This is a genomic window from Kitasatospora sp. NPDC004531, assembly GCF_053602195.1.
In genome coordinates this window covers 16,475-36,101 of record NZ_JBSGDD010000034.1, presented here as the reverse complement: position 1 = coordinate 36,101, position 19,627 = coordinate 16,475, and the positions used below count along the sequence as shown (strand labels likewise).

General features: G+C 75.5%; 18 protein-coding genes and 1 pseudogene. 10 read left to right on the top strand and 9 right to left on the bottom strand.

Going from position 1 to position 19,627, the window contains the following annotated elements:
* Positions 1 to 433 precede the first annotated feature (433 nt).
* Positions 434 to 1,060: a CAP family protein gene (locus ACWEMJ_RS16390; protein ID WP_452137720.1), complete on the top strand. Its 627-nt coding sequence runs from the start codon at positions 434 to 436 to the stop codon at positions 1,058 to 1,060.
* An 80-nt stretch (positions 1,061 to 1,140) separates the two neighbouring features.
* Here ACWEMJ_RS16390 and cobF read toward each other — a convergent pair whose 3' ends face one another.
* Together cobF and ACWEMJ_RS16380 are read right to left on the bottom strand one after the other, a co-directional pair.
* Positions 1,141 to 1,902, bottom strand: a complete 762-nt coding sequence (gene cobF, locus ACWEMJ_RS16385) for a precorrin-6A synthase (deacetylating) (protein ID WP_452137719.1) — start codon at positions 1,900 to 1,902, stop codon at positions 1,141 to 1,143.
* 50 nt (positions 1,903 to 1,952) lie between these two features.
* A complete protein-coding gene (locus ACWEMJ_RS16380; RefSeq protein ID WP_452137718.1) occupies positions 1,953 to 4,043 on the bottom strand; it encodes a HelD family protein in 2,091 nt (696 codons plus the stop codon).
* 227 nt (positions 4,044 to 4,270) lie between these two features.
* On the opposite strand from ACWEMJ_RS16380, the gene ACWEMJ_RS16375 reads away from it, so the two are divergent.
* Positions 4,271 to 5,506 (top strand): hypothetical protein, encoded by a 1,236-nt coding sequence (locus ACWEMJ_RS16375; RefSeq protein WP_452137717.1) that lies wholly within the window; start codon positions 4,271 to 4,273, stop codon positions 5,504 to 5,506.
* 74 nt (positions 5,507 to 5,580) lie between these two features.
* On the opposite strand, the gene ACWEMJ_RS16370 is transcribed toward ACWEMJ_RS16375, so the two are convergent.
* Positions 5,581 to 6,081 carry a hypothetical protein gene (locus ACWEMJ_RS16370; RefSeq protein ID WP_452137716.1) on the bottom strand — a complete coding sequence of 167 codons (501 nt, stop codon included), beginning with the start codon at positions 6,079 to 6,081 and terminating at the stop codon, positions 5,581 to 5,583.
* A 202-nt stretch (positions 6,082 to 6,283) separates the two neighbouring features.
* Between ACWEMJ_RS16370 and ACWEMJ_RS16365 the strand changes: the two genes are divergently transcribed.
* The 3 genes from ACWEMJ_RS16365 (at position 6,284) to ACWEMJ_RS16355 (ending at position 9,285) form a co-directional block, all read left to right on the top strand.
* Entirely contained in the window at positions 6,284 to 7,159 is an 876-nt protein-coding gene (locus ACWEMJ_RS16365; RefSeq protein ID WP_452137715.1) for a helix-turn-helix domain-containing protein, read from the top strand.
* A gap of 46 nt (positions 7,160 to 7,205) precedes the next feature.
* Entirely contained in the window at positions 7,206 to 7,604 is a 399-nt protein-coding gene (locus ACWEMJ_RS16360) for a YunG family protein (RefSeq protein ID WP_452137714.1), read from the top strand.
* Between the two features lie 154 nt (positions 7,605 to 7,758).
* Positions 7,759 to 9,285 carry an FAD-binding oxidoreductase gene (locus tag ACWEMJ_RS16355; protein WP_452137713.1) on the top strand — a complete coding sequence of 509 codons (1,527 nt, stop codon included), beginning with the start codon at positions 7,759 to 7,761 and terminating at the stop codon, positions 9,283 to 9,285.
* Between the two features lie 99 nt (positions 9,286 to 9,384).
* Here ACWEMJ_RS16355 and ACWEMJ_RS16350 read toward each other — a convergent pair whose 3' ends face one another.
* Positions 9,385 to 10,557 carry an MFS transporter gene (locus tag ACWEMJ_RS16350; RefSeq protein WP_452137712.1) on the bottom strand — a complete coding sequence of 391 codons (1,173 nt, stop codon included), beginning with the start codon at positions 10,555 to 10,557 and terminating at the stop codon, positions 9,385 to 9,387.
* A gap of 194 nt (positions 10,558 to 10,751) precedes the next feature.
* Between ACWEMJ_RS16350 and ACWEMJ_RS16345 the strand changes: the two genes are divergently transcribed.
* Positions 10,752 to 11,834 (top strand): NlpC/P60 family protein, encoded by a 1,083-nt coding sequence (locus tag ACWEMJ_RS16345; RefSeq protein WP_452137711.1) that lies wholly within the window; start codon positions 10,752 to 10,754, stop codon positions 11,832 to 11,834.
* 13 nt (positions 11,835 to 11,847) lie between these two features.
* Here ACWEMJ_RS16345 and ACWEMJ_RS16340 read toward each other — a convergent pair whose 3' ends face one another.
* The 4 genes from ACWEMJ_RS16340 to ACWEMJ_RS16325 form a co-directional block, all read right to left on the bottom strand.
* A complete protein-coding gene (locus tag ACWEMJ_RS16340; RefSeq protein WP_452137710.1) occupies positions 11,848 to 12,462 on the bottom strand; it encodes a DUF4232 domain-containing protein in 615 nt (204 codons plus the stop codon).
* Between the two features lie 124 nt (positions 12,463 to 12,586).
* Positions 12,587 to 13,966 carry an NtaA/DmoA family FMN-dependent monooxygenase gene (locus ACWEMJ_RS16335; protein ID WP_452137709.1) on the bottom strand — a complete coding sequence of 460 codons (1,380 nt, stop codon included), beginning with the start codon at positions 13,964 to 13,966 and terminating at the stop codon, positions 12,587 to 12,589.
* Between the two features lie 18 nt (positions 13,967 to 13,984).
* Positions 13,985 to 15,166, bottom strand: a complete 1,182-nt coding sequence (locus tag ACWEMJ_RS16330; RefSeq protein WP_452137708.1) for an LLM class flavin-dependent oxidoreductase — start codon at positions 15,164 to 15,166, stop codon at positions 13,985 to 13,987.
* A 46-nt stretch (positions 15,167 to 15,212) separates the two neighbouring features.
* On the bottom strand, positions 15,213 to 15,350 hold the full coding sequence (locus ACWEMJ_RS16325) for a hypothetical protein (RefSeq protein ID WP_452137707.1): 138 nt from the start codon (positions 15,348 to 15,350) through the stop codon (positions 15,213 to 15,215).
* 256 nt (positions 15,351 to 15,606) lie between these two features.
* Here ACWEMJ_RS16325 and hcp point away from each other — a divergent pair, with 256 nt between their 5' ends.
* The 4 genes and pseudogenes from hcp to ACWEMJ_RS16305 all read left to right on the top strand — a co-directional run bounded on the left by hcp (position 15,607) and on the right by ACWEMJ_RS16305 (position 18,917).
* Entirely contained in the window at positions 15,607 to 17,283 is a 1,677-nt protein-coding gene (hcp, locus tag ACWEMJ_RS16320; RefSeq protein ID WP_452137706.1) for a hydroxylamine reductase, read from the top strand.
* On the top strand, positions 17,280 to 18,290 hold the full coding sequence (locus ACWEMJ_RS16315; RefSeq protein WP_452137705.1) for a 2Fe-2S iron-sulfur cluster-binding protein: 1,011 nt from the start codon (positions 17,280 to 17,282) through the stop codon (positions 18,288 to 18,290). The genes hcp and ACWEMJ_RS16315 overlap by 4 nt, the downstream gene beginning before the upstream one ends.
* A gap of 71 nt (positions 18,291 to 18,361) precedes the next feature.
* A pseudogene (locus tag ACWEMJ_RS16310) lies at positions 18,362 to 18,529 on the top strand (NADPH-dependent FMN reductase); the annotation flags it as partial.
* Between the two features lie 76 nt (positions 18,530 to 18,605).
* Positions 18,606 to 18,917 carry an NADPH-dependent FMN reductase gene (locus ACWEMJ_RS16305; RefSeq protein WP_452137704.1) on the top strand — a complete coding sequence of 104 codons (312 nt, stop codon included), beginning with the start codon at positions 18,606 to 18,608 and terminating at the stop codon, positions 18,915 to 18,917.
* Between the two features lie 23 nt (positions 18,918 to 18,940).
* On the opposite strand, the gene ACWEMJ_RS16300 is transcribed toward ACWEMJ_RS16305, so the two are convergent.
* Complete coding sequence (locus tag ACWEMJ_RS16300; protein ID WP_452137703.1) at positions 18,941 to 19,435, bottom strand: hypothetical protein; 495 nt, start codon at positions 19,433 to 19,435, stop codon at positions 18,941 to 18,943.
* Positions 19,436 to 19,627: the final 192 nt, after the last annotated feature.

Below are 19,627 nucleotides of genomic sequence, written 5' to 3'. Positions count from 1 at the left end.
AGGCCCCGCCGTCACGCTCCGCACCCCCGTCGACCACTCGTCGTTCCACCGGGTCGCCATGTACGCCGCACCCGAATCCTCCACCCGTACCCGCCGGACACCACGGTCCGGTCGCGCCAACCCCGGCCGCCGCTGCGCCGGGGTGGACAGCAGCATGCCGGATCGCGGGGGTGTTGCGCGCCCCGCAACGCGCAGACGCGCCGGACCGGCAACAGCACTGGCGTCCCGCAATTCTGATGCGCCGTCAGATTGACGAGGCTACGAGCGGCACGCCGGTGCGGAGGTTCCGACGACCCGCGCGTCCACCCGGACGGGTGACGGCGGCGGGGGTGACGCCCGGCCGCCGCTCCGACGGCCCGCCGGCGGGCCGTGCCCTGCGCGGGGCGGGGCGCGTTGAGGGGGGTGCAGGCACAGCGCGAGAGGGAGAACCACCTTGACTGCACTTCGGATTCGCCGGGCGGCCGTGGTCGTGGCGGCGGCGGTGATGGCCATGACGGGGGCGGTGCCGCCCGCCGCGGCCGCACCGGCGTTCACGGACCGGACCGACGGTGCGTTCCAGGACGACTGCCTCGCGGCCGTCAACGGGTACCGCGCCAGGCACCAGGCGCCGCCGCTCACCGTCGACCCGGCGGTCGTCGACTACGCCAAGTCCCGGGCGCAGCAGGTGTCCCGGCCCGACGGCTTCAACCAGGACGGCCTGGCCCGCGGCTACGGCGAGACGCTGAGCTGGAGCACCGGCGTGTCGCAGCACAGCCGCTACACGCCGGACAACTGCCGGAACGCCGTGGACTCCTGGTACGAGGGCAGCGCGCAGTACGACTACGCCAAGCCCGGGTTCTCCCGGGAGACCGGGAACTTCACCCAGCTGGTGTGGCGGGCCAGCACCAGGATCGGCTGCGCCCGGGTGGGCGGGCTGCGGGACGGCGGGCCGGACAGCGCGGGGTACTACTGGTCCGACACGTTCGTGGTCTGCGACTTCACGCCGCGCGGGAACGTCACGATGAACCCGCAGGACCCGGCGAAGGCGTACCGGGAGAACGTCCGGCCGCCGCTCTCGTGACGCGCGTGCGGCCCCGACGGCGGATCTCGTGACGCGCGTGCGGCCGGCCCCGACGGCGGACGCCGGGGCCGGCCGGACGGTCAGTCCTCGGTGCGGCGCAGCAGGTAGCTGTCCATGATCCAGCCCTTGCGCTCGCGCGCCCGCTCGCGCAACTCCGCGATGCGGTCGGCCTGTTCGGCGAGCGGCCCGGCGGCCAGGATCTCGTCCTCGGTGCCCAGGTAGGCGCCGTAGTGGATGTGCACGCCCGCCGGGTCGATCTTGGTGAACGCGGCCTGCCCGTCCAGCATCACCACCGCGTCCTCCGAGCCCGGGCCGAAGCCCTCGGCGGCCAGTCGGCGCCCGGTGGTGATCCGCACCGGGCGCGCGGTGCGGGTGAGGGTGGTGCGGTGACGGGCCGCCAGCACCGAGATGCTGCTGATGCCCGGGATCACGCTGTACTCGAACGCGGTGCGGCCGCGCGCCAGGATCCGGTCCAGCACGGCGATCACACTGTCGTACAGCGCGGGGTCGCCCCAGACCAGCAGCGCACCGGTCTGCCCGTCCGCCACCTCGTCGATCACCGCCTGCTCGACCAGGTCGGCCCGGCGTTCCCGCCACTCCTCGACGGCCTCCCGGTAGGCCGCCGTCGAACGGTCCCGCGCCGGGTCGATCAGCTCCACCACCCGGTGCCCGGGCCGCCCGTGCTCGGCGATCATGTGCCGCCGCAGCCGGATCAGGTCCTGCCGCTCCTCGGGCTTGTCCAGCAGCAGGAACGCATCGGTGCGGCCGATCGCCTTGACCGCCTCCAGAGTGAGGTGGTCGGGATCGCCCGCGCCGATGCCGATGACGAGAAGGGTACGCATGACGCCGATTCTGCCTGGTGGCCCCGGACCGGCCGCAGGTGGGCGGCCCGCTACGCCCCCGGGCCGCCGACAGTGAGGGTGCACAGCCGCTTGGTGGCGCGGGTCAGCGCCACGTACAGGTCCCGCTCGCCGGCCGGCCGGGCCGCGACGATCCCCTCCGGATCCACCACCACCGCCTCGTCGAACTCCAGGCCGCGCGCCTCGGACGCCGGGACCAGCCGCGCCCACTCCTCGACGCCCGCCGCCGCCAGCTCCGCCACCCGGCCGTCCGCGCAGACCACGCCCAGCAGTTCGCCCGGATGCGCGGCGGCCTGCGCGCGCAACTCGCGCAGCAGCGCGCCCGCCAGCTCCTGCGGCGGCGCCACGACGGTGCGAGGCGACTCGCCGCCGCGGATCGACCGGACCGGCGGCTGCTCCGGCGCGATCCGGCGCAGCAACTCCCCGGTGGCGGCCAGGATCTCCCGCGTGGTGCGGTAGCTGACGGTCAGCGTCCGCAGGTCGAAGCGCCCGGCGAGGTGCGGGGCCAGCGCCTCGTCCCAGCCCCGCGCGGTCGCCGCCGGGCCCGCCTGCGCGAAGTCCCCGACCAGCGTCATCGAACGGCCCGGGCAGCGGCGCACCACCATCCGCCACTGCATGGCCGTCAACTCCTGTGCCTCGTCCACGACCACATGCCCGAAGACCCGCTCGGGCGGCCCGTCGACCAGGCACGCCGCCTCGTCCAGCAGCGGCACGTCGGCCGCGCTCCACGGCGCGCCCGGGGCGCGCAGCAGCGACGCCCGCTGCGCGCCGGTGAGCGACGGCAGGTGCGCGGCCAGCGCGCCGGCGTCGGCCAGCAGCGCCTCGACCAGCGCGCCCGGCGTCAGCCGGGGCCAGACCTGCTCGACGGCCCGGTCCAGGTGCGCGTCCTCCAGCAGCGCCGCCCGGACCGCGTCGGCGTCGAACTCCGCACTGCTGTCCGGCAGTTCGTCGTCCACCCCGAGCCGGCGCAGATCCCGGGCCGCCATCCGGTCCAGGTCGATGCCGGTGAGCTCGGCCACCTCCGCGTCGATCCGCTCCAGGGCCTCGGCCGTGCCCCGGGCCAGCGCGTCCGTCAGCGCGTCCACCAGCAGCTCCAGGAACAGCCCGCGCGCCGCGTTGTGCGGCAGCCCGCTCGCCCGCGCCGCCGCCCGCGCCTCGGCGACCTCCGCCGCCGCAAGCCGGACCTGCTCCGACCCGACCCGCACCGCGAACTCCCCGTCCGGCGCCTGCCGCTCCCGCACCGCGGCGGCCAGCGCACCGGCCAGTTCGACGCCGCCCTTCAGCCGCGCCGCGTCGAACCCGTCCACCGCGCCCGGCCGGACACCCGCCAACTCCTCGCAGGTCGCCAGGACGACGTCGTTCTCGCCCAGCGACGGCAGCACCTGCGAGACGTAGTCCAGGAAACGCGCGTTCGGCCCCAGCACCAGCACCCCGCGCTCGGCCGCCTTCGGGAACGCGTACAGCACGTACGCGGCACGGTGCAGCGCCACCACCGTCTTCCCGGTGCCCGGCCCGCCCTGCACCACCGTCACCCCCCGGTGCGCGGAGCGGACGATCGCGTCCTGCTCCGCCTGGAGCGTCGCCACCGCCGCCCCCATCCGGCCGGTGCGCCGCTCGCGCAGCGCCGCCGCCAACGGGCCGTCACCGACCACGTCCCCGGCGGCCGGCTCCGAGCCGTCCAGCAGCTCGTCGCTCACCGCGACCACCGTGCGGCCCGTCAGGCTCAGGTGACGGCGCCGCCGCAGCCCCAACGGGTGCACCGGCGTGGCCTCGTAGAACGCCCGCGCCGCCTCCGCCCGCCAGTCGACCAGCAACGGCAGCTCGTCGCCGTCGCGGTGCAGGCCCAGCCGCCCGATCCGCAGCACCGTCCCGTCCGCGCGGTCGATCCGGCCGAACACCAGCCCGCCCTCCGCGCCCTCCAGCCGGCGCACCTCGCCCGCCCACCGCCCGGCCGCCAGCTCGCGCTCGTACACCTCGCCCGCACTGCCCGGCGCCGACGCCAGCACCCGCCCCAACTGCGCCCGCGCCCCGGCGAGCCGTTCGTCGAACAATTCGCCGATGGCCGACACCTGCACCCGCTCCAACTCCACCTGCTGTGCGGCGCTGCCGTGGATCTGCGACAAAGAAGAGCCCCCTCGCTCGATTCGACGCACCACTATGCAGAGCGAATCCGGGGAAGTAAATATTGACGAGCCCCGCAAAGGTGTGTCCCCGCATTTCGGAGCGGCGAATTCCGGGGAATTCCGAAACGCATTCGGCAGGCACACCGACCCCCTTCCGGGGCGGTCTGTTCACGGGCCCGACGGTCTGTCAGGCTCGCCGCGCCGGACACCGAACAGAAGGGGCGCACATGATGATCGGACTGCGGAGGTTAGTGGCCGGATGGGCCGCGGTGGCCGCCGTGCTGCTGGGCGCGTTCTCGCTCGCGGCGACGCCCAGCGCGCAGGCGGCCCAGGGGACGGTGACCGTCGAGGCCGCCCCCGGGGCGGTGCAGGGGGCGACGACGACGATCTGCGGCTACACGCCGGTACCCGCCGGCTGGGTGATCGTCAGTGAGAACTGGGCCGGGTGCGGCGGCTACGGGCTGTTCACCATCACCGAACTGGGCGACGCCACCACCGTCCAGGCCTGCTCGAACTCGCCGATCCCCGACCGCTGGGTGATCACCGCGATGCAGAACGGCCCGACCTGCGGCAGCTACCCGCTGTACTCGCTGCTGAAGGTCACCACCCAGACCACGCTGAAGGACTGCGCGCAGTCGGCGATCCTGCCCGGCTTCGTGATCACCGCGATCGAGACCGTCTCCGCCGCGTGCGGCACGTACGGCACGTACACCGTCACGCTGATCCCCCCGTCCGCGACCTCCTACCAGGCCTGCGCGATCTCGCCGATCCAGGACGGCTGGGTGATCACCAGCTCCCAGAACGGCGCCGGCTGCGGCAACTACCCGCTGTACTCGCTGCTGAAGGTCACCACCCAGACCACGCTCCAGGACTGCGGCCAGTCCGCGATCCAGCCCGGCTGGGTGGTCACCGCGATCCAGCCCAACTCGCCCGCCTGCGGCGCGTACGGCACCTTCACCGTGCTGCTGGTGACCAACCAGACCGCGCTCCAGGTGTGCGCGAACTCGCGGGTCCCGGACGGCTGGGTGATCACCGCGATGCAGAACAGTTCCAGCTGCGGCAGCTACCAGGTGTACTCGCTCGTCAAGCTCGCCGACCAGGCGTCGATCCAGGCCTGCGGACAGTCCGCCGTCCCGGCCGGCTGGGTGATCACCGGGGTGCAGAGCAGCGGCTCGGCGTGCGGCACGTACAACGTCAACACGCTGGTGAAGGTCACCACGCAGACCGGCTTGGTGGTCTGCGGCCAGTCGCCCGTCCCGGCCGGGTGGGTGATCACCCAGGCGGGCAGCGGCTCCGGGCAGTGCGGGGTCTACACCGTGTACACCCTGCTGAAGGTCACCACCCAGACCAGCCTGGTGGTCTGCGGGCCGTCGCCCGTCCCGGCCGGCTGGGTGGTGAGCGGGCAGGTCAACGGCTCGCAGTGCGGGGTGTACACGGTGCTGCTGATCACCCGGCAGGCCTGACACCGGATCCCTCCCGCCGGGCTCGGCCGGCGGACCCTCCCCGCGCCTGCGCGGAGGGTCCGCCGGTGCCCGGGCTACGACCAGTGGCAGGCCTCGCCGATGGGCTGGTCGGTGCCGGTGTAGATCCACGCGTCGGTGGCCATCGAGTGGTCGGCCGAGGCGAACCACTCCACCGGCCCGCCCGGCCGCTGGTAATAGCCGACCGCGTCCCACAGCGTGGTGGGGCCGTAGCCGCCCGTCACCTGCGGGCCCGGCAGCCAGCAGTAGATCCACACCTTGGTGCGGTAGGGCAGGGCGATGCCCAGCGGGTCGGACCAGCTGACCGTGCCGCCGCCGTTGTGCCACCGGAAGTACAGGCCGTCGGTCGCGTAGACGCAGCCGTTCCAGGTCCGGCCGGGCTGTCCGTCGATCGGCTCCCCGATCCCGCCGCACGGCGCCGCCGCCGTCGCTGCCTGCGCCTGCGCCTGCGCCTGAGCCTGCACCTGCGCCTGCGCCGGTCCGGCCCCGGTCACCAGCCCGCCGGCCAGCAGGGCCGCCGTCGCGGCCAGGGCGGCCGCCGCTTTCCTCACTCGCATGTCAACTCCTCTGCTCCGCCGCGACGTTCGCCGCGTCGATACGAGGAGTGCAGCAGCGCCCGCCGGGCCCGCCAAGGCCCCGGACCCGGGGTCCGGACACGGCCGAACAGGCCCTCCACCGCGCCCGCGTGGGCCTTGACAGCGCCGAACAACGCTGAACAATCGGACAGCGTTGGCAGGGCCACGACCCCGGGGGTGCGGCATGGCGCGCAGGCAGACTCCACTGGACGGGAACGGCGGCGCCGTCGCGCGCTTCGCCGAACGCCTGCGCGAGGCCCGCCGCGAATCCGGCCTGACGCTGCGTCAACTCGCCGCCGTCTCCGGCTACTCGCACAGCACCCTCTCGCTCGCCGAGAACGGCCGGCGCCTGCCGTCCTGGGACGTCGTCGCGGCGTTCGTCCAGGCGTGCGGCCGCAGGGACGTCGACCGCTGGCGCGGCTGGTGGGACGCGGCCGGGGAAGCGGCCGAGGAAGCGTCCGAGGTGCAGGAGGCGTCCGAGCAGGCGCCCGGCCCGCCGCCGGAGCCCGAGACCGTCACCGTGTACCGCACCCGGTGGTGGCCGCTGCTGCTCGCCGTGCTGCTGTCCAGCGCGCTCACCGCGACCCTGACGCTGCTGCTCGCCCCCGACCGCACCGACGGCCGCGGCACGCTCGCCACCGGGTTCCCGCCCGGCAGCGACCCGCTCCCGTCCGAGGCCTGCGGGGGAGACGCCGTCGGCTACGGCTGCGCGCACCAGGACCCCGAGCAGACGCCCTGTTGGGGCCAGGGCGCGCAGCAGGGGCACATCACCTCGATCGAGTACCAGGGCCAGGTGGTCGGGAAGCTCGTCAACTGGTACGCCCCCAGGTGCGGCACCAACTGGGCGACCCTGCACCTCCCGGCGGGCTGGCGCGGGCGCGCCGAGATCGTCAGCCAGACCGACAAGGCCTGCTTCCCCGCCGACTGCCAGTCCCTGGAGGGCAAGACGCCCCCGTTCTGGACCGCCATGGTCTTCGGCATGAACCAGCCGGTCCTCGCCCACGGCTACGTCGAGTTCCCCGACGGCCGGATCGAGTCCGTCACCGCCGGAACCACCTGACCGGCCCCGGGCGGGTGCTGTCGGCGGCGGCTGCCATGCTGCCGGGATGACCCCGTGGAACCTGCGCGACATCGACCGGGCGCTGCGCGCCAGTTGGGCCGCCGACACCTGTTCGCCGGACGACCTGGAGCGCGGCGGCTGGCACCCGGACAACCCCGCGTGGGGCCACTGCGACATCACGGCGCTGCTGGTGCACGACCTCTTCGGCGGCGTGCTGATGGTCGGCGAGGTGCACCACGGCGGGCAGCGGCGCGGATTCCACTGGTGGAACCGGCTGCCCAGTGGGACGGAGCTGGACCTGACGCTCGAACAGTTCCGGGACGGACAGGAGGTGACGGCGCCGCGCACGGTCGAGCGCCCGCCGGGGCCGACGCCGCGCCGCTGGGCGGAGTACCTGCTGCTGCGGCAGCGGGTCGCCGAGCACCTGGGGCCGCTGCCGGGCTGACGGGCCCGCTGCCGGGCCGATGAGCCGATGAGCCGATGAGTTGATGAGCCGATGGGCCGATGGGTGCAGCGCGGCGGGCCGGGCCGGGCGGCGGCGGGCGACGATCGGCGCACAGGAGGCCCGGGCCGACGGGGCGCGGGCGGAGAGGTGCGCCATGGGAATGGATCGTCGGCGGTTCCTGACCGCCGCAGCGGCCGCGGTCGCGGGAGTGGCCGCGGGAGCGGGGAGCGCGGGGGCGGTGGGCGCGTTCCCGGCCCGGCCGCGCGGATGGCGCGCGGCGCCGCCCGACTGGCAGGCGCTGCGCCGACGCCTGGGCGACCGGCTGGTGCTGCCGCCCGACGCCGGCTACGGCACGGCGCGGCTCGGGTTCAACGAGCTGAACGACGGTCAACTGCCCGCCGCCGTCGCCAAGTGCCTCTCCCCGGACGACGTCCGCGCCTGCCTGGACGTGGCCCGCGGCCACGGCATCCCGATCGCGGCCCGCAGCGGCGGCCACAGCTACCTCGGCTACAGCATCCCCGCCGGCGGCCTGGTGATCGACCTGCGCGGCATGGCCGACGTCACGGTCGACGACCGGGGCACCGCCCGGGTCGGCGCCGGCGCCCGGCTGATCGAGGTGTACGCGGCCCTGGCGGCCGCCGGACGGCTGCTGCCCGCCGGGAGCTGCCCGACGGTCGGCGTCGGCGGGCTCACGCTGGGCGGCGGCATCGGCGTGCTGGCCCGCAAGTACGGCCTGACCTGCGACCGGCTCGCCGCCGCGCAGGTCGTCACCGCCGACTCCGCGCTGCACACCGCCTCGCCCGGGGACGACGCCGACCTGTACTGGGCGCTGCGCGGCGGCGGAGGCGGAAACTTCGGCGTCGTCACCCGCTTCGCCTTCGACACCGCGCCCGCGCCCGGCCTGACCGTCATCTCGCTGGGCTTCCCCGCCGGGTCGGTGCCGCAGGTGCTCGGCGCGTGGCAGCAGTGGGTGGCCGCCGCGCCCGACGAACTGTGGGCCAGCTGCCAGATCGCCGGCGGCAGCCCGCCGAGCTGCCGGGTCGTCGGCTGCTGGGTCGGCGGCCCGGACGGCGCGAACCAGCAGGTCGACCGGCTGGTGAAGGCCGCCGGGACGACACCCGGCAGCCGCACCGTCGCCGCCAAGGACTACCTGGCGGCGATGAAGTACATGGCCGGCTGCGCCAGGGACACCCTCGCCCAGTGCCACCCCACCTGGGAGGGCGGCCGGCTCACCCGCACCGGGTTCGTCGCCGTCTCCCGGATGCTCGGAGCCCACCCGATCGACCCCGCCGAGGTCACCGAGCTGATGACCGGTCACAGCGGCGTCGACCTGCTGCTCGACTCCCTCGGCGGCGCCGTCGCCGACCTCGCCCCCACCGCCACCGCCTTCCCGCACCGGCACTCGCTCGCCAGCGCCCAGGTCTACGCGGGCGCCACCCCCGACACCGAGGCCCGCGTCAAGGCGGCCGTCGACTCGGTGCGCGACGGCCTCGCCCGGCTCGGCGCCACCGGCGCGTACGTCAACTACATCGACGCCACCCTGCCGGACTGGGGCCGCGCCTACTGGGGCGACAACCTGCCGCGCCTGCAGATGGCCGCCCGCCGCTACGACCCCGACGGCGTCTTCGCCTTCCCGCAGTCCGTCACTGCCGCGCCCGGCGGCTTCGGCCGGGCCGCCTGAACCCCCGCCGCGCCCGCCCGGGCCGCCTGAACCCCCGCCGCGCCCGCCCGGGCCGCCCGCCGGCCGCCGCGCCCGCCCGGTCCGCCCGCCGGCCGTTGCTCAGGACGGGCGGCGCAGCAGGTACCCGCCGGACGCGGCGGCGAGCAGCGCCATGCAGGCCGCGAAGACCATCCCGGCCCGGGTGAGCCCGAGCGGGCCGGACAGCACGCCGATGCCGATCACCGGCACGGAGATGCCGAAGTAGGCCACCACGAACAGCGCCGACAGCACGCCGCCGCGCGCCCCGGGCGGCGCCGCCGCGGCGACCTCGCCGACCGCGCCGCGCAGGCCCAGGCCCTGCCCCGTGCCGCCGACCAGCGCAGCCAGCACCAGCGGGGCCAGGGTGCCGGTGGCGAGCGAGAGGGCGAGCAGTCCGAGGCCGGCGATCAGCACCAGGCACCCCAGCGGGATCGCCCGGGCCGCGCCCAGCCGCGGCACCAGCAGCTGCCCGCCGGTGGAGGCGAAGAACGCCAGGCACACCACGCCGCCGACCGCCGCGTGATTGCGCACGTCCAGGCTCTGCGCCAGGAACGCCGGGCTGACGGAGGTGAAGACGCCGAGCAGCGAGAAACCGGCGAACGCGGCGATCCCGGCCGGCACGAACACGCCCCGCACCCCGGCCGGCAGCCGCGGGCGGCGCGGCCGGGCGGTGCGCAGCGGCCGGGCCCCGGCGACCGTCTCGGGCAGCGACCGCAGGACGGCGAAGGAGACGGCCAGCAGCCCCAGGTGGACCAGGTACGGCAGCGTCAGCGGGTGGTCGGTGTACTCGGCGAGCAGCCCGGACAGCAGCGGCCCGAGGCCGAGCCCGCCCATGTTCGCGGCGGTGGCGACGAAGGCGGCGCGCGCCCGCCGTCCGGGCGGCGCGAGTTCCAGCACGTACGCGGTGGCGGTGCCGGTGAACAGCCCCGCCGAGAACCCGGACAGCAGCCGGCCCAGGAACAGCAGCGGCAGCCCCTGCTCGGCCAGGAACGCGACGGCGGCCGCCGCCGCGCACCCGAGACCGCACAGCAGCACCGGGCGCCGTCCCACCGCGTCCGACACGTCGCCGACCAGCAGCAGCACCCCGATCACCCCGAACGCGTAGACGGCGAACACCACCGTCACCATCAGCTCGGAGAACCCGATCTGCTCCTGGTACAGCCCGTACAGCGGCGTCGGCAACGTCGTCCCCGCCATGCACACGGCGAACGCGCCCGCCGCCCCCAGGTGCCCGAGACGCCGACGAACGGTCATCCACCCACCGTAAGCGCCACCTCGCCCCCGGACCCGGCCGGGCGGCCGACCGGCGGTGTTGGGCCGGGCGGGTGAGGGGCGGGCCGTGCGGGACGGGGATGCGGGGCAGCCACGGGGACGGGTGCCACAGTGGCGGGGGTTTCGAACAGCCGGGCGGCGCACCCGGCCCGGACGGACGAGGACGGTGGACTCCGATGGCCCGTGGCACCCTTCGGTCCTGGCGGACGGCGGCACGCGCCCTCGCCGCCGCGCTGCTGCTCGCCGCCGCCGGACCCGCCGCCGCCGACCCACCGCCGCCGCCGGAGAGCGCCACGGCGGGCAGCGCACTCGAGGAGTTCGGCCGCGACCTCGCCGACGCCCGGCACAGCGCCGAGGCGGCCGAGCAGCACTCGATCGCCGCCGATGCCCAACTCGCCCGGAAGAAGCAGGAGTCGGAGCAGGCCGAGGCCGGAGCCGAACGCGAACGGCAACGCGTCGGCGAGGCCGAGTCGCAGGCCGCCCGACTGGTCGGCGAGCTGTACCGCAGCGGCCCGCTCGGCTCCCTCGGGCCGCTCGCCCGGCTGTTACTCTCCGGCAGCCCGGAGGAGTACCTCGGACGCCAGCAGCGGGCGTCCGAACAGACCCGCACCGCCGCCGAGGTGCTGAACGAACTGCGCGAGGCCCGGGCCCGCCTGGTGCTCGCCGCCGACCAGGCCCGGCGGGCCGAGGAGTCGGCGGCCACCGCCGCCAAGGACGCCCAACGGGCCCTGGACCGCGCCCGCACCGCCGCCGACCGCACCGCACGCCTGCTCGACTCCACCCCCGCCGACCAGCTCGACCTGCTGGAGCAACTGGAGAGCGAGCGCGCCGACAAGGCCCGCGAGGAGATGCTCGCCGCCGGCGCGTTCGGCCCCGGCGGCAGCGCCTCCGAAGCCGGCCGGCAGGCCATCGCCTACGCCCTCGACCAGCTCGGCAAGCCCTACCTGTGGGGCGGCACCGGCCCCGACGCCTACGACTGCTCCGGCCTCACCCAACAGGCCTGGCAGTCCGCCGGAGTCGCCATCCCGCGCACCAGCGAGGAGCAGTGGGCCGGACTCCGGCGGATCCCGCTGCGCGACCTGCGCCCCGGCGACCTGGTGATCTACCACGACGACGCCGACCACGTCTCGCTCTACCTGGGCGGCGGCACCGTCGTCCACGCCCCGCACACCGGCACCGTGATCAAGCTCGCGCCCGTCACCATGCTGCCCATCCTCGGCGCGCTGCGCCCCGACCCGCAGGCCCCGTCCGCGCCCTGACCGGGAACGGGGCTCAGCGGGTGGCGGTGATCGGTCGGACCTGGGTGCCCGGCCGGTCGGCGGCGCGGCGGTCCTGCGGGTTGGCGCCCTCCCAGTGGACGGTGAGCCGGCCGGTGTCGTCCGGCGGGGTCAGCACCATCGTGCTGACCTTGAACTCGCTCTGGCCGCGCTGCCCGCGCCCCCGGTACGGCAGGTAGTCGATCAGCACGTAGGCGCTGCCGCCGGGCACCAGGGTCACCGGTCGAGGCTGCGCCGTGCGGGAGCGGGGCAGGCTCCAGGTCGCCGCGTCGCCGACCAGGTCGACGCCCGGGAAGCCCTGCATGGTGCAGGTCGCCGAGCTCCGGTTGGCCAGCTCGATCCGCGCCGTCGCCGGCCCGTCCGGGACGGCCGCCACGGGGGCCGCCGCCACTGTCGCCCGCAGGTCGGCCGCGGTGCACCGGCGCGTCCCGGCCGCCGCGGGCGCGGAGGGCGTGCTCTCCAGGACGGGGGAGACGGGGAGTTCCGCGGCGACGGGCGCCACCGGGGCGGCCGGGGCGAGCGGCGCGGTGGGCCGCTCCTCGGCGCACGCGGTGAGGGAGACGCCCAGGGCCGCCACCACGGCGGCGGCGGACAGCTGTCGGATGCGCATGATCGATTCCACCCGTGATCCCGGCGGCCCCCGGGCCGCGCCGAAACTGACGGCCGATCACCCTTCGAACCCACCCCCGGGACCGGCACGTCCGCCATGGTGGCCCCCGCCGATCAACAACGGATCAACGCGGCGTGGACGCCCCCGCCGCCCGGCGTTCGGGCAGGTCGAGATGGTCGCGCAGGGTGGTCCCCCGGTACTCGGTGCGGAAGACGCCGCGCTCCTGGAGCAGCGGCACGACCCGGTCGGCGAACTCGTCCAGGCCGGTGGGGGTGAGATGCGGGGCGAGGATGAAGCCGTCGCTCGCGTCCTGCTGGACGAAACGGTTCATCTCCTCGGCGACCCGGGCCGGGGTGCCGATGAACGACTGGCGGCCCGTCACCTCGATGATCAGCTCGCGCACCGACAGGCGCTTGGCCTCGGCGATCTGCCGCCACTCGCGGGCGACGGCCAGCGGGTCGCGGGTCATCCGGACCGAGGCGCGGCCCTGCGCGACGTGGTGCTCGCCGACCACCGGGTCCTGCACCGGCAGCGGGCCGTCCGGGTCGAGGTCGGACAGGTCGCGGTTCCAGACCTGCTCCAGCAGTCGGATCGCGCTCTGCCCGCTGACCTGCTGACGGCGGATCAGCGCGGCCCGCTCGTGCGCCTCCGCGTCGGTGTCGCCGAGCGCGAACGTCACCGCCGGGAGGATCTTCAACTCCTCCGGCCGCCGCCCGTACTTGGCGAGCCGGCCCTTCACGTCCGCGTAGAACGCCTGGCCGGCGACGAGCGTGCCGTGCCGGGAGAAGATCGCGTCGGCGGAGGCGGCGGCGAACTCGCGGCCCTGGTCGGAGTCGCCCGCCTGGAAGATCACCGGCCGGCCCTGCGGGGCGCGCGGCACGTCGAAGCGCCCCGCGATGTCGAACTCCGAGGAGCGGTGGGCGAACCGGCCCGCGTCCGGGTCGCCCAGGAACTGCCCGGAGGCGCGGTCGGCGAGCACCTCGTTGCCGCGCCAGGAGTCGAACAGCTGCCAGGCCGCCTCCAGGAACTGCCGGGCCCGGGTGTACCGGTCCTCCTCGCGCAGGAAGCCGCCGCGCCGGAAGTTCTCGCCGGTGAACGCGTCCCAGGAGGTCACCACGTTCCACGCCGAGCGGCCCGCCGACAGGTGGTCCAGCGAGGCGAACTGCCGTGCCACCTCGTACGGTTCGTTGAACGTCGAGTTGATGGTGCCGGCCAGGCCCAGCCGGTCGGTGACGGCCGCGAGGGCCGCCAGCACGGTGAAGGTGTCCGGCCGGCCGACCACGTCCAGCTCGTAGATCCGCCCGTTCTGCTCGCGCAGCCGCAGGCCCTCCGCGAGGAACAGGAAGTCGAACTTGGCGCGCTCGGCGGTCCGCGCGAAATGGGCGAAGGACGCGAACTCGATCTGGCTGCCGGCCGCCGGGTCGCTCCACACCGTGGTGTTGTTGACGCCCGGGAAGTGCGCGGCCAGGTGGATCTGCTTGACGGGCTTTCCGGTGCTGGTCATCAGGGTCCTTCCGGGTGGTCAGGCGGAGGCGGTCGCGTAGCGGTTGGCGGGACGCGGCAGGCCGAGCAGGCCGCGCAGGGTGGACGCCCCGTAGGCGGTGCGGAACCGGCCGCGCCGCTGGAGCTCCGGCACCAGCGCCCGGGTGATCCGCTCCAGGTCGTACGGCAGCGCACCCGGGCGCAACCGGACGCCGCTCGGGCCGCCTTCCGTCAACTCCTCAATCAGATCGGCGAGTTCGGTCGGCGTACCGGCGAAGACCCGGGCGTCCGAGCGGTACTCGGCGCCCGCCAGTTCGTCCAGCCGGGCGAGGCGGTCGGCGGCCGCGCCCGGGCGGTCGTCCAGGAACACCACCAGGTCGGCGAAGACGCGCACCGGCCGGTCGGCGCCCGTGCTCCGCGCGGCCCCGGCGATCGCGGCGGACGCGGCCCTGGCCGCCTCCCCGTCGGTCGGCGTGATGAACGCCAGGTCGGCCGACCCGCCCGCCAGCCGGAAGGTCTCCGGGCCGTGCGCCAGGGCCGCGACCAGCGGCTGGCCCTGCGGCGGGCGCGGCGTGATGGACGGGCCGCGTACCCGGAACCTCGGCCCCTCGAAGTCGATGTAGTGCAGCTTGTCCCGGTCGACGAACCGGCCGGTGGCGGCGTCGCGGATCTCCGCGTCGTCCTCCCAGCTGTCCCAGAGCCGGCGCAGCACCTCCACGTAGTCCGCGGCCTCCGCCAACTCCTCGGCCACTACGGCCGGTTGCCGCAGATCGGCGCCCGCGCGGCGGCCGAAGTGCGCGGCCTCGTCCGGGCGTCCGGAGACCCGCACCCGCAGACCCGCCCGGCCGCCGCTCACGAAGTCCAGGGTGGCCACCGCCTTGGAGAGGTGGAACGGCTCGGTGTGCGAGACGACCGCCGTCGGCAGCAGCCCGATGTGCCCGGTCAGCGGGGCGATCCGGGCCGCGACCAGCACCGAGTCCAGCCGCCCGCGCACCCGGTCGGTGCGGGCGTCCGGCGCGAACGGCTGCTCGGACTGCAGGCTCAGACCGTCCTCGAAGGTCAGCAGGTCGAGCAGCCCGTGCTCGGCCTCGGCGGCCAGATCCGCCCAGTACCGGGCGGTGAACAGCTCCTCCGGCCGGGCCTCCGGCTCCCGCCACGCGGCGGGGTGCCAGCCGGCGCCGTCCAGGGCGACGGCCAGGTGCAGGGACGTGGAATCGGGCATGGCGAAACCGCTCCTGTTCGGGGGAGAGGGGGCGAGAGCGTCGGGATCAGACGGCGAACGGGGACGCCGGACAGAGCGCGGCACACACCCGCAGCAGGTCGACGTGCAGCCGGGCGGCCAACACCCGCCCGCGGAGGGCCGCGCGCACGCACTCGAACCGCACCGCCGCCACCTCCTCCGCCACCGGCTCCGCCCGCACCGTAACCCCGCGCCGAGACCGGGCACAACGCTGTTCATCCAGCGGTAACGAACACCCGCCGAACCGGCAGCCCCGGCAAGGGACTTGCGGCCCGGCCGCGGCCCCGTCGAACGGGACCGACGGCCCCGGGCGGCGGGACGTCCGGGACCAGCGGCCGCCGCCGGCGGCTCCCTAGCGTGGAGGAACGCCCGTGCGTGGGGTCCCATCGGCCCCGGGGCGTGGACGAGTCCAGGAGGACCGCATGTTCTGTTACCAGTGCGAGCAGACCGACCGCACCGGCACGGTGCCCGGCTGCGCCGGCGCGATCGGCAACTGCGGCAAGGACGCCGCCACCTCCGACCTGCAGGACCTGCTGATCCACGCGGCCAAGGGCGTCGCCCAGTACGCCGCCGAGGCGCGCGCGCTCGGCGCCCCGGACGACGACGCCGCCCGGTTCCTGCTGTTCTCCGTCTTCACCACGCTCACCAACGTCAACTTCAACCCGTCCCGTTTCGGCGCCCTCCTCCAGCAGGCCGTCGCCCACCGCGACCGGGCCCGCAACCGCTACCGGGAGGCCGCCCGCGCCGCCGGGCACGAGCCGCGCGACCTCACCGGCCCCGCCGCCTGGCAGCCCGCCGACGACCCCGACGAGCTGGCCCGGCAGGCCGCCGACGTCCGGGTGGACGCCGGCCTGGCCCTGGTCGGCCCCGACGTGGTCGGCCTGCGCTCGCTGCACCTGTACGCGCTCAAGGGCATCTGCGCGTACGCCCACCACGCGCACGTCCTCGGCAAGGAGAGCGCCGAGGTCCTCGCCGGCGTCGAGAACGCCCTCGCCCACCTCGCCGGCGAGCCCACCGACGCCGCCGACCTGCTGGAACGCGCGGTCGGCCTCGGCCGGCTCAACCTGAAGGCGATGGAGCTGCTGGACGCCGCCAACACCGGCGCGTACGGCGCCCAGCAGCCCACCGCCGTCCGCACCACACCGGTCGCCGGCAAGGCGATCCTGGTCAGCGGCCACGACCTGCACGACCTGGAGAAGCTGCTGGAGCAGACCGCCGGCCAGGGCGTCAACGTCTACACCCACGGCGAGATGCTGCCCGCCCACGCCTACCCGCTGCTCAAGGCGCACCCGCACCTGGTCGGCAACTGGGGCGGCGCCTGGCAGGACCAGCAGCGCGAGTTCGCGGCGTTCCCCGGCCCGATCCTGATGACCTCCAACTGCATCGTCGAACCGCACATCAGCTACCGCCGCCGGATCTTCACCACCGGCCCCGTCGGCTGGCCGGGCGTCCGCCACCTCGCCCAGGGCGACTTCACCCCCGTCCTGCAGGCCGCCCGCGCCCTGCCCGGATTCACCCCCGAGGCCGCGGCCGCCCCCGAACAGCTGCTCACCGTCGGCTTCGGCGCCGACGCCGTGCTCGCCGTCGCCGACCGCGTCACCGCCGCCGTCCGCAGCGGCGCCATCCGGCACTTCTTCCTGGTCGGCGGCTGCGACGGCCCCACGCCCGGACGCGACTACTACACCGAGTTCGCCACCGGCGCGCCCGCCGACTCCGTGGTGCTCACCCTCGGCTGCGCCAAGTACCGCTTCAACGGGCACCGGTTCGGCGACATCGACGGCATCCCGCGGCTGCTCGACCTCGGCCAGTGCAACGACACCCACTCCGCGATCCGGATCGCCGCCGCCCTGGCCGAGGCGTTCGAGTGCGAGGTCAACGACCTGCCGCTGACGCTGGTGCTGTCCTGGACGGAGCAGAAGGCCGTCGCCGTGCTGCTGGCGCTGCTCGCGCTCGGCATCCGCGACATCCACCTCGGGCCGACGCTGCCCGCCTTCCTCACCCCCGACCTGGTCGACGCGCTGGTGCGGCGCTTCGACCTGCGGGTGATCGGCGACCCGGCCGCCGACCTCGCCGCCGCCCTCGAAGCGGCCGGGCGGTGAGCGGCCACCAGGTGGTGCTGACCACCACCGACGGCAAGCGGCTGGAGGTGTGCTGCCCGCCCGGCAGCACCGTCCTGGAGGCCGCCGCGGAGGCCGGGGCCGCGCTGCCCGCCTCCTGCCGGCAGGGCACCTGCGGGTCGTGCCACGCCACCGTCACCTCCGGCCGCTACGAGCTCGGGCTGCACAGCCCGCAGGCGCTGGGCCCGGACGAAGCGGCGGACGGCGGCGTGCTGCTGTGCCGCACCGTGCCCTGCGGGCCGCTGGCCGCCGCGCTGCCGTACCCGCAGTCGCGGATCCTGTACGGCGGGGTGCCGCAGCGCGCCGGGGAGGTGGTCTCGCTCACCGCCGTCGCCGACGGCATCCTGCACCTCGTCGTCGCCCTCACCGACAGCCCCGACTGCCAGTTCGACGCCGGGCAGTTCGTCGAACTCGAATGGCCGGGCAGCGGCGTCCGCCGCGCCTACTCGCTCGCCAACACCGGCAACTGGGAAGGGCGGATGGAGTTCTACCTCCGGCTGCGGCCCGACGGCGCGTTCTCCGGCCCGCTCGCCGCACACGCCCGGCCCGGCGACCCGCTCACCGTGCACGGACCGCAGGGCGCGTTCGGCCTGCACGAGACCGGCCTGCGCCCGCGCTGGCTGCTGGGCGGCGGCACCGGCCTGGCCCCGCTGCTGGCGATGGCCCGGCAGATGGCGGAGTGGCAGGACCCGCAGCCGGTCCGGCTGTTCCTCGGGGCCAACACGCCCGCGGAGCTGTTCGGGGCCGAGGAGCTCAAGGCGGTCGCCGCCGAACTCCCCGGCTTCGCCCACGAGTGCTGCGTGCGCGAGCCGGACGCCGGCTGGACCGGCCCGGTCGGCACCCCCGCCGACCTGCTCGCGGCGGCGCTGTCCGAGCACACCGGACCCGCCCCCGACCTGTACGTCTGCGGCCCCCCGCCGATGGTCGACGCGGTCCGGCGGGCCGCCCCGGGCTGCCAGGTGTTCCACGAGCGGTTCCTGGCCACCTGAACCGCTCCGCTGCGGCGGACCCCGTCACGCGTCACCATGGGCGTCGTCCGCACCGGAGTCGGGGGTTCGTCATGAGGTTCGTCGCGATCGTCGGGAGCCTGCGCCCGGGCTCCCTCAACCGCGCGGTCGCCCGCGCCGCCGCCGAACTCTGCGAGCCCGGCTGCTCGATGACCCTGATCGAGGACCTGGCGGCGCTGCCCTACTTCGAACACGAGGTCGAGCTGGCCGGGCCGCCCGCCCCCGTCCTCGCCTTCCGCGCCCGACTCGCCGCCGCGGACGCGGTGCTGATCACCACCCCCCGAGTACGCCGCCGGCATGTCGGGCGTCCTCAAGAACGCCCTCGAATGGATCGTCGGCGGCGGCCAACTGGTCGGCAAGCCCGTCGCCGTCGTCACCGCCTCCCCGTCCCCCCGCGGCGGCGCCCGGGCCCGGGCCTGGACCACCGAGACCCTGCGCATGATGGACGCCGACGTCCTGCCCGAATCGATGTCCATCCCCTCCGCCGGCACCCGGATCAAGGACGGCCGGGTCACCGACGAGAGCCTCCGCACCGACCTGCGCGGCGTCCTCGGGGCCATGTCCCGCGCGGCGACCCGCAGGGCCGAGGCGGCCGCCGCCGAGGCCTGAGCGCCGGCCGACGCGCCGCGCGTTCAGCCGGACCGGCGCCCCTGGCCGGGGAGGCCGCCGGAGACCGCGTCGACGCTGGACGTCCCCGGCAGCGGCGGCCGGACCGGTTCGCGCCCGATCGCGGCGTTGCGGTCGTTGCCGATCCGCATGGCCCGGGCCCGCACCGCCTCGGCGTCCGCCGGGGCGGCCGCCTTGGCGAGCTTCCGGTTCGCCCTGCGCACCATCGCGTGGAAGGTCTCCGCGTAGGCCGCCACCGAGCCCGACACCGGCACCGAGCCCTCGGTGCCCCTGCGGCAGAAGGCCAGGCCCTGCGGCGTCCCGACCATATGCACGGCCTCCCTGGTCCGGCCGGCCGCCAAACTGCTGAGGAACTCCAGCAGTTCGGCGTCCGTCGGCAGCGGCACGTCCCGCCGCTCGGCCGCGAGCGACGGCCGGAAGGAGGCCCGCACCAGCCTCCGGCGCTCGCGGACGACCCAGACCCGCACCACCGGCATCCGCGCCACACCCCCGCGCTTCACCGGCACCTCACCGCGCCGCCCGGGCCGCCGACGACGGCCGTCCGGGCACGCCGATGGTCGACTGCCGCCACTGGATCACCGCCCGATCGCCCTACTGCTTGCCTGTGCCAGAGGATATGCCAGGCCCGACCGCCGGCCGTCACCGCTGCGCGAGTTCGCGACCCGGGGTCGTGGCGGCCGCCCACGGCGCGT

What these genes read in the sequence shown, in the direction of transcription:
- cobF (WP_452137719.1), bottom strand. Translation starts at nt 1,902, where the DNA reads ATGCGTACCCTTCTCGTCATCGGCATCGGCGCGGGCGATCCCGACCAC.
- ACWEMJ_RS16375 (WP_452137717.1), top strand. Translation starts at nt 4,271, where the DNA reads ATGATGATCGGACTGCGGAGGTTAGTGGCCGGATGGGCCGCGGTGGCC.
- ACWEMJ_RS16370 (WP_452137716.1), bottom strand. Translation starts at nt 6,081, where the DNA reads ATGCGAGTGAGGAAAGCGGCGGCCGCCCTGGCCGCGACGGCGGCCCTG.
- ACWEMJ_RS16365 (WP_452137715.1), top strand. Translation starts at nt 6,284, where the DNA reads ATGGCGCGCAGGCAGACTCCACTGGACGGGAACGGCGGCGCCGTCGCG.
- ACWEMJ_RS16360 (WP_452137714.1), top strand. Translation starts at nt 7,206, where the DNA reads ATGACCCCGTGGAACCTGCGCGACATCGACCGGGCGCTGCGCGCCAGT.
- ACWEMJ_RS16355 (WP_452137713.1), top strand. Translation starts at nt 7,759, where the DNA reads ATGGGAATGGATCGTCGGCGGTTCCTGACCGCCGCAGCGGCCGCGGTC.
- ACWEMJ_RS16350 (WP_452137712.1), bottom strand. Translation starts at nt 10,557, where the DNA reads ATGACCGTTCGTCGGCGTCTCGGGCACCTGGGGGCGGCGGGCGCGTTC.
- ACWEMJ_RS16345 (WP_452137711.1), top strand. Translation starts at nt 10,752, where the DNA reads ATGGCCCGTGGCACCCTTCGGTCCTGGCGGACGGCGGCACGCGCCCTC.
- ACWEMJ_RS16340 (WP_452137710.1), bottom strand. Translation starts at nt 12,462, where the DNA reads ATGCGCATCCGACAGCTGTCCGCCGCCGCCGTGGTGGCGGCCCTGGGC.
- ACWEMJ_RS16335 (WP_452137709.1), bottom strand. Translation starts at nt 13,966, where the DNA reads ATGACCAGCACCGGAAAGCCCGTCAAGCAGATCCACCTGGCCGCGCAC.
- ACWEMJ_RS16330 (WP_452137708.1), bottom strand. Translation starts at nt 15,166, where the DNA reads ATGCCCGATTCCACGTCCCTGCACCTGGCCGTCGCCCTGGACGGCGCC.
- hcp (WP_452137706.1), top strand. Translation starts at nt 15,607, where the DNA reads ATGTTCTGTTACCAGTGCGAGCAGACCGACCGCACCGGCACGGTGCCC.
- ACWEMJ_RS16305 (WP_452137704.1), top strand. Translation starts at nt 18,606, where the DNA reads ATGTCGGGCGTCCTCAAGAACGCCCTCGAATGGATCGTCGGCGGCGGC.